Here is a 12,990-nt window from a genome sequence, read left to right on the forward strand (position 1 = left end):
CCCTGAGATGCCACCCGAGGGGTGTGCGTCTCAGGGGCGCGGGGCGTGTCGATCAGCGGCTCCGCCGCGGGGCGCGAGAAGCCTCAACGGGCCGCGCTCGCCCGGCGGGCGCACCCGGCGGACGAGCAGGCGCGCCATCGGACCCCCGCCCCCGTCACAGCCGGGGGTCGACCGGCTCCGACTCCAGGGCCAGCACCCCGAACACCGCCTCGTGCACCCGCCACAGCGGCTCGCCCCCGGCCAGTCGCTCGACGGCCTCGAGCCCCAGCGCGTACTCCCGGATCGCCAGCGACCGCTTGTGCCCGAGGAACCGCTGCCGCAGCTTCGCGAGGTTCTCCGGCCGCGTGTACTCGGGCCCGTAGATGATCCGGAGGTACTCGCGGCCGCGGCACTTGATGCCGGGCTGCACGAGCCGCCCCTTCCCGTCACGGACGAGCCCCCCGAGGGGCTTCACGACCATGCCCTCGCCGCCGCGCCCGGTCATCTCCAGCCACCAGTCGACCCCGGCCCGCACGGATGCGGCGTCCCCGGTGTCGACGAACAGCCGCCGCGTCGTCTGCAGCAGTCCCGTCCCGTCGTGCTCGACGACCCGGTCGATGAGCGCGAGCAGCTCGTCGTGCGGCAGCCCGGCCAGCGACCGGCCGCGCACGGCGAGGATCTGGAACGGGGCGAACCGCACCCCGTCGAGGCCGTCCGTGGTCCAGCAGTAACGCCGGTACGCGTCGGTGAACGCGGCCGCGTCGACGGCGCGGCCGCGCTGCCGCTCCAGCAGGTCGCCCACGTCGACCCCGCGCGCGGCGGCCGTCTCCAGCGCCGCGAGAACTCCGGGGAACGCCGCGCCGGAGGCCGCGCCGACCGCCGCGTACTGGGAGCGCAGCAGCCCGGACGCCTTGAGCGACCAGGGCATCAGCTCGCCGTCCAGGAGCAGCCAGTCGGTGTCGAGCTCCTCCCACAGCCCGGCCGCGGTGACCGCGTCCCGCACCCGGGCGAGGACCGCCTCGGTGGTCTCGGCGTCGTCGAAGAACGGCCGGCCGGTCCGCGTGTAGAGCGAGCCGGTGACCGACCCGTCGTCCACGCCGAACCGCTCGCGCGCGGCCTCCGCGTCGCGGCACACGAGCGCCACGGCCCGCGAGCCCATGTGCTTCTCCTCGCACACGACCCGGGCGACGCCGTCCGCCGCGTACTGGGCGAAGGCCTCCGTCGGGTGCTCCAGGAAGTCTCCGGCAGCGGCTCCGCCGCGGGCCTCCACCCCGGACGTGGCGGTGGGCGCCATGGTCGGCGGCAGGTAGGGCACGAGCCGCGGGTCGACGGCGAAGCGGCTCATGACCTCCAGGGCCGCCGCCGCGTTCTCCTCGCGCACGGCGACGCGACCGGCGTGCCGGGTCTCGACGGTGCGGCGCCCGTGCACGTCGGCGAGGTCGAGCGGCCGGCCCTGGTGCCCGCCGGGCGCCTCCGTGGCGAGCGGCCGCACCGGCTCGTACCAGACCTGCTCGGCCGGTACGTCGACGAGTTCGCGCTCCGGCCAGCGCAGCGCGGTGAGCTTGCCGCCGAAGACGACGCCGGTGTCGAGGCAGATGGTGTTGTTGAGCCAGGTGGCGTTCGGCACGGGGGTGTGGCCGTAGACGACGGCCGCCTTGCCGCGGTAGTCCTCCGCCCACGGGTAGCGCACGGGCAGCCCGAACTCGTCGGTCTCCCCGGTGGTGTCCCCGTACAGCGCGTGCGAGCGCACCCGGCCAGAGGTGCGGCCGTGGTACTGCTCGGGCAGGCCCGCGTGGCACACGACGAGCTTGCCGCCGTCGAGGACGTAGTGGCTGACGAGGCCGTGCACGAACTCACGGACCTCGGTGCGGAACTCCTCGCTCTCCTTCTCCAGCTGCTGGATCGTCTCGGCGAGACCGTGCGTGTGCTGCACGTTGCGGCCCTTGAGCCAGCGCTCCAGCTTGTTCTCGTGGTTGCCGGGCACGCACAGCGCGGTGCCCGCCTTCACCATGCCCATGACGCGGCGCAGGACGCCGGGGGTGTCGGGGCCGCGGTCGACGAGGTCGCCGACGAACACAGCGGTACGCCCTTCGGGGTGTGCGCCGTCCACATAGCCCAACTCGGCGAGCAGGGTCTCCAGTTCGGCCGCGCAGCCGTGGATGTCGCCGATGATGTCGAAGGGGCCGGTGAGGTGGGTCAGGTCGTTGTACCGCTTCTCGCGCACGACGCCCGCGTGCTCGATCTCCTCGGCTCCGCGCAGCACGTGCACCTTGCGGAACCCTTCGCGCTCCAGGTGGCGCAGGGAGCGGCGCAGTTCGCGGGTGTGCCGGGTGATGACGCGGCGGGGCATGTCGGCGCGGTCGGTGCGGGCGGCGTTCCGCGCCGCGCAGACGTCCTCGGGCACGTCGAGGACGATCGCGATGGGCAGCACGTCGTGCTTGCGGGCCAGCTCGACCAGCTGACGGCGGCTCTCCTGCTGCACGTTGGTCGCGTCGACGACGGTGAGCCGTCCCGCGGCGAGCCGCTTGCCGGCGATGTAGTGGAGCACGTCGAACGCGTCGCGGCTGGCGCTCTGGTCGTTCTCGTCGTCGGCGACCAGGCCCCGGCAGAAGTCGCTGGAGATGATCTCGGTCGCCTTGAAGTGGGCGCGGGCGAAGGTGGACTTGCCCGATCCCGACGCGCCGATGAGCACGACGAGGCTCAGGTCGGTGACGGGCAGCGTCCGTCCGCTCTCCCGGTTGTCGATGTCGGTCCCGCTCATCCGTCCTTCGCCTCCTTCTCGGCGCGGTGCTTCTCTTCCCTGCTGTTCACGTCTGTTCTGTTCGCGGTCCCGCTCGGAGCGGGGGTGTCGGTCAGGCTGAAGACGGCCATCTGCGTCGGCGGCCCCACCTCGGGGTCGTCGGGCCCGACCGGCAGGTACGCGACCTCGTAGCCGTGCCGCCCGGCGACCCGCCCGGCCCACTCCCGGAACTCGGCGCGCGTCCACTCGAACCGGTGGTCGCCGTGCCGCGCGTGCCCGGCGGGCAGGGACTCCCAGCGGACGTTGTACTCGACGTTCGGCGTGGTCACGAGCACCGTGCGGGGCCGCGCGGAGCCGAACACCGCGTACTCGAGGGCCGGCAGCCGCGGCAGGTCGAGGTGCTCGACGACCTCGCTCAGCACCGCCGCGTCGTACCCCTTGAGCCGCTTGTCGGTGTAGGCGAGCGAACCCTGCCGCAGCTGGACGCGCGCGGCCTGCCGCTCCCCCATGCGGTCCAGCTTGAGCCGCCGGGCCGCGATGGTGAGGGCGCGCACGGACACGTCCATGCCGACGATCTCCGTGAACCGCGGGTCCTTGAGCAGCTCCTGCACCAACTGGCCCTGGCCGCAGCCCAGATCGAGCACCCGCGCCGCCCCGGCCTCCCGGAGCGCGCCGATGATCGCCTCACGCCGCCGCACCGCGAGCGGAACGGGCCGCTCCTCCGTGTCGGCCGTCTCGTCCACCGCGTTGTCGATCGCCTCGACCTCGGTGTCGTCCGCGTCCGCGAGCCGCGCCAGTTCGAGCCGGCCGAGCGCCTCCCTGGTCAGCGCCCAGCGCCGCGCCAGGTAGCGGCTGGTGATCAGCTTCTGCTCCGGGTGCCCGGCCAGCCAGCCGTCCCCGGCCCGCAGGAGCTTGTCGACCTCGTCGGCGGACACCCAGTAGTGCTTGGCGTCGTCGAGCACGGGCAGCAGCACGTACAGGTGCCGCAGCGCGTGCGCGAGCCGCAGTTCCCCTTCGAGCACGAGCCGCACGTACCGCGACTCCCCCCACTCGGGGAACTTCTCGTCGAGCGGCACCGCCGCCACCGTCACCGCCCATCCGAGCGGCTCGAACAGCTTCCGTACGAGGTCGGGGCCGCCCCGCGCCGGCAGCGCGGGCACCTCGACGCGCAGCGGCAACGCCTCCTCGGCCCGCTCGGGCCGCGCCGCGCACACCCCGCGCAGCGCGCTGGAGAACACCGCGCTCAGCGCGACCGCCAGCAGCGACGACGCGGCGTAGGGCCGGTCGTTCACGTACTGCGCGAGCGACGCGTCGGCCGCACCGCCACGCCCCTTGCCGCCCTTGCCCTTGCCGCTCCTCACCAGCGCCACCGGATCGACCTCCAGCAGCAACGCGGCCGTGCACCGCTCCGCACTCGCCTCGGGGTAGAGGACGTGCGCGGTGCCGTAGGAGGTGGAGAACGCCTGCGCGTTCTCGGGATGCTTGTGCAGCAGAAACCCGAGGTCGGTCGCGGGGCGTTCAGGGGTACCGGTGGTACTGATCGTCAGGAACACGCCACCAGTCTCCCGATCCCGGAGGCGCGCGACCAGCGAGTTTTGGCGAGGGGAGGCGCGGTACGACCGCCCCCGTTCCGTCGAGGACTCCTGGGCTCCGGGGCTCCTGGGCTCCTGGGCTCCTACAGCTGCGACTGGACCTGTGCGGAGATCAGCTCCAGGTGGTCCAGGTCGTCCAGGTCCAGGACCTGGAGGTAGATCCTGCTCGACCCGATCGCCCCGTAGCGGCCGATCTTGTCGACGACCTCCGCCGGCGAGCCGGCCAGCCCGTTCGCCCGCAGGTCGTCGACGTCCCGGCCGATGGCCGCCGCCCGCTGCTTGATCTCCGCCTCGTCCCGGCCGACGCAGACCACCAGCGCGTTGGAGTACACCAGGTCGTCGCCGCGGCGGCCGGCCTGCTCGGCCGCCGCCCGGACCCGGCCGAACTGCCGCTCACTGTCCTCGACGGACGCGAACGGGATGTTGAACTCGTCCGCGTACCGCGCCGCCAGCCGGGGCGTCCGCTTCGCCCCGTGCCCACCGATCAGCACCGGCACCTTGGCCTGCGCCGGCTTGGGCAGCGCCGGGGAGTCGACGAGCTGGTAGTAGGTGCCGTCGTGGGTGAACGTGGCGCCGACCTCGGTGCCCCACAGCCCGGTGACAATGGCCAGCTGCTCCTCCAGCCGGTCGAACTTCTCCTTGGGGAACGGGATCCCGTACGCCTTGTGCTCCTCCTCGAACCAGCCGGCGCCCAGGCCAAGTTCGACCCGGCCGCCCGACATCTGGTCGACCTGGGCCACCTGGATGGCGAGGACACCGGGCAGCCGGAAGGTGCCCGCCGTCATCAGGGTGCCGAGGCGGATGCGCCGGGTCTCCCGGGCGAGGCCGGCCAGGGTGATCCAGGCGTCGGTGGGACCGGGCAGCCCGTCGGACGAGCCCATGCGCAAGTAATGGTCGGAGCGGAAGAAGGCGTCGAAGCCGAGGTCCTCGGTCGCCTTCGCGACGGTCAGCAACGTGTCATAGGTCGCCCCCTGCTGGGGCTCCGTGAAGATGCGAAGATCCATACCTCCATCCTGCACGCTCGAACGTGCGTCAACCTTGCTGGTCACTCCGGTGCCCGACCCCCACGGTCGGGTGAAAATCCGTCAACCCGGCGCTGGCACGGGCCCCGTTCAGTGACCGGGACCGCCGGGTGATCGTTGGCCGGGGCGGTGCCGGACCGCCCGGCATCCGCGCCGGCGTCAACTGCCGGGCGTCTTGTGTGTCGTCCGCCTTTCCCCAGGTGGGAGGGCGAGGGCCGAGGAGGCCGTCATGTCCGAGGAAGTCGTGTCCGTACCGCAACAACAGGGCGCGCCCAAGGGTCTGCTGCAGCAGATGGAGGAGTTGATGGCGGCGCTCAACGCCGATCTGTCGCAGCTCGACGCGGACCTCCAGCAGAACTCGGGCGGTGTGCCGCACGCCGTGGCCGAGGAAGGCTGACGCTCCGGATCGGCAATCCGACGGTCCGGCAATCCGCGGTCCCGCGGTCCGGCAGTCCGGCAGTCCGGCAGTCCGGCGACCAGTACAGCCGGGTCACGTCGGGTTGCCGGTCAGGCCGTCCCGTCCGGCCATCCGGTCCGGCCATCCGGTCCGGTGGCCATCCGACCGACCCGGCCACACGGTCTGTGCACCGTCTGGCCACCCCGGCCCGGGCGACCGGTGAGACCGCCCGGTCAGGCCGCCGAGTCGGATCCCGGTGCGGGACCGCCGCCCCTGCTCCGGCCGCGGTCGGTGAGTCTGCCGTCGTCCCGCTCGGGCAGGCGCCGCAGGATCTCCAGGACCCGGTCCCGGGACTCGTCCGCCGCGTCGATCGCTTCCATGCACTGCCAATAGGCCCCCTCCTCGAAGGACTCGCTCGCCACGCCGACGAGCGCGATCCCCACATCGCCGAGCAGTGCGCCGAGCTCCAGCAACGCCCCTCGCGCGTCGCCCAGTTCGGTCAGCTGTGCCGCTCGTATGCCGCCCGCTCCGACCACCGGTCCAGCGGAGCCGCCGCTGCCCCGCGCTCCCGCCTCGCTCAGGCTCAGCGCGTCGCCCCGTAATTCCGCGGGCCCTAGCATCGCCAGCCTGCTGCCGACCGCCTGGGCCAGCGCCTGTGCCTGCCACGCCTCCCTCATGATGTCCGGCGCGTCCTGGCTCTGTGCCAGGGCCCGTCGGCCGACCCCGATGAGCCGCACCGCTTCCATCCGCGTCCCCGTCCGTCCTGCCCGAACTCCCTTGTCCACTACCCAGAGTGAGGGTCCGCGAGACGAAAAGCCAGAGGTCACCCGAAATCTGTGGACACAGAATCGGTTGTGGACAACTCTATGACTCCGAAGAGTGACGACCGGGGTCGCGGTCGACGGAATCCCGGCCGGGCGCGGGAAAACGCGACTCGTTGCGGTCGATCTTCGCGTCCAGCGCGGCGAGGGCGTCGATCCCGAGGACCTCGCACAGTTGCAGCAGATACGCGAGCACGTCGGCGACCTCGTCGCGGACCCGGTGCGCCGAGTCTGGGTCGTCCATGACCCGGGCCGACTGCTCGGGGGTCAACCACTGGAAGATCTCGACGAGTTCGGCGGCCTCGACGCTCAGCGCCGAGGCCAGGTTCTTCGGCGTGTGGAAAGGGCCCCAGTCGCGGGCGGCGGCGAAGGCGGCGAGCCGGGCCTGCAGCGCCGCGAGGTCGGGCGTCCCCGTCGGCTGTCCGGCAGCGCCGTCCGCCTCCGGACCGAGGGCGCCCTCTCCTCCCTCACCGGCCAGGCCTCCGTCCCCGCCGTCGTCCCTGCCCGCGTCCTCGTGCCCGATCCCGCGCACGCGTCCTGGCCCGTCCCCGTTTTCCGGTGCTGTGTCTGTCACGGCCTCAGGTCTACCACCGCCGCCCCGTGCGTCCGGGCCTCGGGGACGACGGCCGACCCCTCCCCCACCGCGGCGACCAGTCGGATGTGGCCGCGGGCGCACATGCGGGCGGCGAGCGCGGCCAGTTCGCGGCTCTGGGCCGGGTCGAGCCCCCGGTCCAGGCCGTCGGCGAGCACGGTCAGGCTCTGGTAGGCGTCCGGCACCTCGGCCACGGTGTCGACGTCCAGCACCCCCGGGCCGGTGAGCAGCACCAAGGCCAGGGCCAGATAGCGCAGTTCACCGTCGGCGAGGCGCCCGACGGGCGTGGCCGGGCCGCTCTCCCGGCCGACGACGGCGCGGACGAGGCCGTCGGTGCCGGTCTCGGCGAGCACTTCCCGTACGGGTCCCGCGAGTCCGGCGCGGGCCGCGGCGACGAGCAGGGCGTGCCGGTGGGCGCACTCGGAACGGGTGCGCCGCAGTACCGAGGCGAGGTTGTCGCAGCCGGCGAGCAGCATGCCGTCGCCGACCGGGACGGGGGCCCGCATCCGGGCAGGTTCGGGGTCGCAGGCGAACAGGGAGCGCAGGCCGACGACGGTCTGTTCCGCGGCGGCCAGCACCTGGCGCTGGCCCTGGGTACGGCCGGCGACGCGCAGGGGGAGCAATGCGGTGCCGAGCAGGTCGTCGGGGAGCGGGCCGCGGGTGACGGCGACGGATCCGGCGGTGTGCCAGGCGGCCTGGACGTCGCGCCGGCCCGGGTCGCGCAGGGCGGTCTCCAGGTAGGTGACGCCGGGACCGGTCAGGCGTTCGCCGACGATGCGGAGTTCGGGTTCGGCCTGCACGGCGAGGTCGAGCCGGACGGGTCCGACCGGTCCCGCGACGGTGCAGCCGATGCGGAATCCGCGGCGGTGCTGGGCGTCGGGTCTGGCCTGGTCGGGGACGCAGGCGGCGGGGTCGGGGAAGACCTCGTCGAGGTGCGCTCCCCCGCCGAGGCGGGCGAGCGCGTCGAGGGCCCGCAGCACGCTGGTCTTTCCGCTGCCGCTCGGTCCGGTCAGTACGGTGAAGGAGTTGAGGGGGACGGTGGTGCCGCGGTGTCGTGCGAAGGCCGAGAGCCGCAGCTCGGTCACGTACGGGCGGTCCGGGGTCGGGCCGGGTAAGGCGGGCGCGCCCGGCTGAAGCACGGTCATGTCGATGAACGTAGGCGCCCGCGCCCGGCAGAACCGATTTCCCTCGATGACCTTCCTACGATCGGGGGACTATGCCGCCCGGGCTTGCCCAACGGGGTCGCCGCTCGATACGACCCCGATCACTGCGGCTTCGGCCAGTACGGCCCGGATCACTGCGGATCCGGTCCGTACGGCCCGGTCGGTACGGGCCCCTTTGAGCGCGGCCCCCGTACCTCAAGGTCAGCCGAGCGCGCTCGCGCCGGCCACCAGGCCCTGGACCTCGGTGCCGGGCGGGGCGAGCAGGAACACGTTGCGGTCGACCCGGTGCATGCCGCAGCCGAGGCCGAGGACCACCCCGCTGCTGAAGTCCAGCACGCGCTTGGCGACTTCGCCCTCGGCGCCGGTGAGGTCGAGCAGGACGGGGATGCCGGACATGACGGTCTCGGCGACCTCGCGGGCGTCACCGAAGACGTTGACGCGCAGGACGACGAAGCGGCGGCGCGGCTCGGTCTCGTACTCGGGCATCGCCCGGTGGTCGACCGCGGACGGCCATTCGTTGCGGCTGCGCAGCGGTACGACCTGAGCGAGCCCTTCCCACTGTTCGTCAGTGACGTCGTGGCTGTTCAATGCCCCCACCCCGTCCGGGCTCGCACTACTGTCTGCACCGGTCAATTCTTACGCCATGTCACCCGTTCAGCCCAACAGCGACACGGACGGGCATGTCACGCGGCGAGGGTCACGGCCTGCACGGCGGGGACCTTCAGGCCGCGCCGGGCGGTGGCGAGGCTGGTGACCAGGGTGGCCGCGGTCGCCGTGGCCACCACGGCGATCCAGATGCCGAGCCCCTGGTGCGGGAGGAGTCCGTCGGTGCGGACCGCGGTGAACGGGAGGAGGCCGGCGAGTGCGGCGAGTGTGCCGAAGAACACGCCGGTGACGGTCAGGGCGATGCCTTCCACGGCGACGCCGCCGAGGACTTGCGCGGGTGTGGCTCCGGCGAGGCGCTGCTGGCCGAACTCGCGGACGCGGTAGGCCGTCGCCGCGTACAGGGAGTTGATCAGCATGATGCAGGCGAAGACGACGATGATGCCGACCACGATGAGGTTGAGCGTCTCGAGGTTCTTGTCCTCAATTGATCTGGTGAGCCCCGAGGCCTTGATCGCGTCGTTCTCGACGGCCTGCATGTACAGGGTCGCGGTGGCCATGCCGGTGAACAGGATCAACGGCATGAGGACGCCGGAGAGTTGAGGGGCACGCTGTCGCAGGTTCCGTACGGTCAGGTAGCCGCTCGCGCCGGTGAGGGCGGTGACGAGGGGTTCGGCGCGGCGGAGGACGGCGCGCAGGAGGTCGGTGGAGACGAGGGCGAAGCCGACGGAGAGCAGGATCGCGCCGTAGGCGGGGGCTGCCATGAGGGCGGCGTCGGTGGCGTTCATCGCGAAGGTGCTCGTGACCGCGAGGGCGCCGACGACGAGCGCCGCCCAGGAGGCGGCCTTGCGGGCGCGGCCGGGCCGTCGGGCCTGACCGGCGCCGTCGGCGGCCTTCGTGGCGCGTCGTACGGCGAGGAACGCGGCGCCCGCCGAGGCGAGCAGGGTGACCGTGATGCCGGACAGGAGGGCGATCGGGCCGAAGGTGTGGTGGACGGAGCCGGCGACCTGGCCGCTGTCCTTGAAGGCGTCGAGCAGGAGTGATCCGCCGAGCGCGGCGGGGCCGACGGCGAGGACGGTGGCGACGAGTGCGACGGTGACGGCTTCGCCGACGACCATGCGCTTGATCTGGGCGGGGGTCGCGCCGGTGTGCCGCAACAGGTGGATCTCCTCGGCACGTTGACGCACGTTGACGGTCAATGTGGACGCGATCGCGAAGAAGACGAGCAGGGTGCCGTAGCCGCCGACGACGCTCGCGGCGGTGGTGAGGGTGTCGGAGCTGATCTTGTCGACGCCGTCCGCGGCGGCGGTGTCGTGCATCGAGTTGAACGTCATGACGATGGTGGCGCCGAGGAAGGCGGACAGAAGTGTGGCGACGAAGCGGCCCGGGCGCTGGCGTACGGAGCGCAGGGCGAGTCCGAGCATGGTGAACACGGTTCACACTCCCATCGGGATGTTGTCGCCGAGGTGGGCTAGGCGTTCGGCGACCGCGTCGACCGTGGGCGCGGTGAGTTGTCCGGCGAGCCGGCCGTCGGCGAGGAACTGGACGGTGTCCGCGTAGGAGGCGGCGACCGGGTCGTGGGTGACCATGACGACGGTCCTGCCGTGCAGTCGGACGGCCTCCTGGAGGAGGCGGAGGACATCGCGGGCGCTGCGGGTGTCGAGTGCCCCGGTCGGTTCGTCGGCGAAGATCACGGAGGGTTCGGTGACCAGGGCGCGGGCGATGGCGACGCGTTGGCGCTGGCCGCCGGAGAGCTGGTCGGGGCGGTGCCCGAGCCGGTCGCCGAGGCCGACGTCGGTGAGGACGCGCTCGACGCGTTGCCGGTCGACGCGGCGGCCCGCGAGCTTGAGCGGCAGGATCGTGTTCTGGGCGACGGTGAGGGTGGGCAGCAGGTTGTACTGCTGGAACACGAAGCCGACGCGGGTGCGGCGGAAGCGGGTCAGCGCGGCCTCGCTGCGGGCGGGGCCGGGGCCGCCGCTCATCTCCTCGCCGTCGACGGCGACGACGCCGCTGTCGGGCCGGTCGAGTCCGGCCGCGCAGTGCAGCAGTGTGGACTTGCCGGAGCCGGAGGGGCCCATGACCGCGGTGAACGTGCCTGCGGGCAGGCTGAGGGTGATGTCGTCGAGGGCGGTGACGCGGTCGGCGCCGCCGTCGTCCGTGCCGTAGCTCTTGGTGACCCGGACCAGGCGCAGCGCTTCCGCGTGGGCCGTGTGCCGGGGTGTCCGTCCGTGGTGTCGCATGATCGCCGTTCCCCTTGTCCGGCGCGCTCTGCGCCTCTTCCCACGACGCTAGGGTCGGCGGGCCGGCGGCACACGGGGCGTACGTGGCGGGCCGGGGTGGTGCTGGGTCCACCCCGGCGGTTACGGCTGGCCCGCGGAGCGGGCGAGCCAGCGGCCGGCGTGGCGGGTGACCTCGATGGGGCGGCCGAAGCAGGCGGTCATGCGGTCGGGGGTGAGGACGTCCTCGACGGGGCCGCGGGCGAGGACGCGTCCGTCGCGGAGCAGGAGGGCGTGGCCGATGGCCGGGGAGAGCTCCTCCAGGTGGTGGGTGACGGTGACGGTGGCCAGGTGCGGGCGGCCGGCGGCGAGGCGGCGCATGGTGTCGATGAGGTCCTCGCGGGAGGGCAGGTCGAGCGCGTTGAACGGCTCGTCGAGCAGCAGCAGCGCGGGGTCGGCCATGAGGGCGCGGGCGATGAGGACGCGGGCGCGCTGGCCGCCGGAGCAGACGCCGTAGGGGCGGTCGGCGAGGTCCTTGATGTCGAGTTCGGCGAGCAGCGCGTCGGCGCGGTCGCGGACCTCGGTGTCGTAGGCCTTCCAGAGGGGTTGGACGGTGCCGGTGTGGCCGGTGAGGACGACGGTGTGGCCGGGGAGGTCGAGGGGGACGCGCTGGGAGGTGGAGACGTGGCCGATGTGGGCGCGCAGTTCGCGGACGTCGACGCGGCCGAGTCGGTGGCCGAGGACTTCGACGGTGCCGGTGGTGGGGTGGTGGGTGGCGCCGACGAGGCGCAGGATGCTGGTCTTTCCGGCGCCGTTCGGGCCGAGCAGGGCCCAGTGCTCGCCGGCCCGGACGGTCCAGTCGACGGCGTCGAGGATGATCTGGCCGGTGGTGATGCGGCGCATGCCGACGCCGTCGAGTGCGGCAACGATCCGGGCGCCGGTGCCGCCGTCTTCGGGTCGGGTGCCGGTGGTCGTGCCGTCCAGGTTGTCGCTCATGGTGCGTGCCTCCCGCCGGAACAGTAACTGTAGGTGGCACGCATACGGGTGGGTGTCCGGTTCGTGGACGGTGGACGGTGGACGGTGGGCGAGGGACGGCGGGCGCGGGGGGCGGACCGGTGGGTGACCGGTCCGCCCCGCGCCGTGGTCCGTACAGCGGCCTGTGCCCCGTCCATGCCGCGCTTCGTGGGCGCGGCTGTCTTCGGTCAACTGTTGCGCGTCAACTGTTGCAGGGCGACGTTGAGTTCGAGGACGTTGACGGTGGGTTCGCCGATGAAGCCCAGGGTGCGTCCGTCGGTGTGTGCGTCGACGAGCTTCTGGACGCGCTCGACGGGCAGGTGGTTGCGTGCGGCGACGCGGTGCACCTGGAGGTCGGCGTAGGCCGGGGAGATGGCGGGGTCGAGGCCGGACCCGGACGAGGTGACGGCGTCGGCCGGGATGTCGGCCGGGTCCACCCGGTACGTGGCGGTGGAGTTGTCCGCGACGACGGCGGCACGGGCCTTCTTCACCTGGGCGACGAGTTCGGGGTTGTCACCGGCGAGGTTGGTGGCGCCGGACAGGATCAGCTTGTACTGGGTGTTCACGCTGTTCGTGCCGAGGCCGTTCTGCGGGCGCCCCTGGAACCACTTGAGGTCGGGCTTGCCGTCCTTCGTCGTGTACGACTGGCCGATGAGGGAGGAGCCGACGGTCCTGCCCCCGGACCGGATCTCTGAGCCGTTCGCCTTGTCGGGGAAGACCGCCTGGGCGACTCCCGTGACGGCGAGCGGGTAGAGCACGCCGCACAGCACGGTGAGGACGAGCAGGGCGCGCAGGCCCGCCCAGACCAGCCGGCCGGTGTTGCCTACGGAGGTGTTCATGGTGGTCAGCAC

General features: G+C 72.8%; 12 protein-coding genes. 1 reads left to right on the forward strand and 11 read right to left on the reverse strand.

Annotated elements, in window-relative coordinates:
* Positions 1-154: 154 nt before the first annotated feature.
* The 3 genes from IAG42_RS08225 to IAG42_RS08235 all read right to left on the reverse strand — a co-directional run bounded on the left by IAG42_RS08225 (position 155) and on the right by IAG42_RS08235 (position 5,315).
* Positions 155-2,740, reverse strand: a complete 2,586-nt coding sequence (locus IAG42_RS08225) for a polynucleotide kinase-phosphatase (RefSeq protein ID WP_188336367.1) — start codon at positions 2,738-2,740, stop codon at positions 155-157.
* Positions 2,737-4,272, reverse strand: a complete 1,536-nt coding sequence (locus IAG42_RS08230; protein WP_188336368.1) for a 3' terminal RNA ribose 2'-O-methyltransferase Hen1 — start codon at positions 4,270-4,272, stop codon at positions 2,737-2,739. Before IAG42_RS08230 ends, IAG42_RS08225 begins: the two co-directional genes overlap by 4 nt.
* Positions 4,273-4,394: 122 nt before the next feature.
* A complete protein-coding gene (locus IAG42_RS08235) occupies positions 4,395-5,315 on the reverse strand; it encodes an LLM class F420-dependent oxidoreductase (protein WP_188336369.1) in 921 nt (306 codons plus the stop codon).
* Positions 5,316-5,562: 247 nt separating this feature from the next.
* Between IAG42_RS08235 and IAG42_RS08240 the strand changes: the two genes are divergently transcribed.
* Positions 5,563-5,730, forward strand: coding sequence for a hypothetical protein (locus IAG42_RS08240; RefSeq protein WP_188336370.1), 168 nt, complete (start codon positions 5,563-5,565; stop codon positions 5,728-5,730).
* Between the two features lie 233 nt (positions 5,731-5,963).
* Here the strand turns inward: IAG42_RS08240 and IAG42_RS08245 are convergent, their stop codons facing one another.
* The 8 genes from IAG42_RS08245 to IAG42_RS08280 all read right to left on the reverse strand — a co-directional run bounded on the left by IAG42_RS08245 (position 5,964) and on the right by IAG42_RS08280 (position 12,978).
* Entirely contained in the window at positions 5,964-6,476 is a 513-nt protein-coding gene (locus IAG42_RS08245; RefSeq protein WP_188336371.1) for a DUF6099 family protein, read from the reverse strand.
* 118 nt (positions 6,477-6,594) lie between these two features.
* Complete coding sequence (locus IAG42_RS08250; RefSeq protein ID WP_223206370.1) at positions 6,595-6,942, reverse strand: nucleotide pyrophosphohydrolase; 348 nt, start codon at positions 6,940-6,942, stop codon at positions 6,595-6,597.
* Positions 6,943-7,121: 179 nt separating this feature from the next.
* Complete coding sequence (locus IAG42_RS08255; protein WP_188336372.1) at positions 7,122-8,288, reverse strand: AAA family ATPase; 1,167 nt, start codon at positions 8,286-8,288, stop codon at positions 7,122-7,124.
* Positions 8,289-8,507: 219 nt separating this feature from the next.
* The gene (locus IAG42_RS08260) at positions 8,508-8,894 is read right to left on the reverse strand and encodes a cell division protein SepF (RefSeq protein ID WP_188336373.1); all 387 of its coding nucleotides are present in this window, start codon (positions 8,892-8,894) and stop codon (positions 8,508-8,510) included.
* Positions 8,895-8,989: 95 nt separating this feature from the next.
* Positions 8,990-10,333, reverse strand: coding sequence for an FtsX-like permease family protein (locus IAG42_RS08265; protein WP_188341256.1), 1,344 nt, complete (start codon positions 10,331-10,333; stop codon positions 8,990-8,992).
* Positions 10,334-10,345: 12 nt separating this feature from the next.
* A complete protein-coding gene (locus IAG42_RS08270) occupies positions 10,346-11,149 on the reverse strand; it encodes an ABC transporter ATP-binding protein (protein WP_188336374.1) in 804 nt (267 codons plus the stop codon).
* Positions 11,150-11,269: 120 nt separating this feature from the next.
* Complete coding sequence (locus IAG42_RS08275) at positions 11,270-12,121, reverse strand: ABC transporter ATP-binding protein (RefSeq protein ID WP_188336375.1); 852 nt, start codon at positions 12,119-12,121, stop codon at positions 11,270-11,272.
* Positions 12,122-12,327: 206 nt separating this feature from the next.
* Positions 12,328-12,978 carry a potassium-transporting ATPase subunit C gene (locus IAG42_RS08280; RefSeq protein ID WP_188336376.1) on the reverse strand — a complete coding sequence of 217 codons (651 nt, stop codon included), beginning with the start codon at positions 12,976-12,978 and terminating at the stop codon, positions 12,328-12,330.
* Positions 12,979-12,990 lie beyond the last annotated feature (12 nt).

Origin of the sequence: Streptomyces xanthii (assembly GCF_014621695.1) — a bacterium.
Classification (GTDB): Bacteria; Actinomycetota; Actinomycetes; order Streptomycetales; family Streptomycetaceae; genus Streptomyces; species Streptomyces xanthii.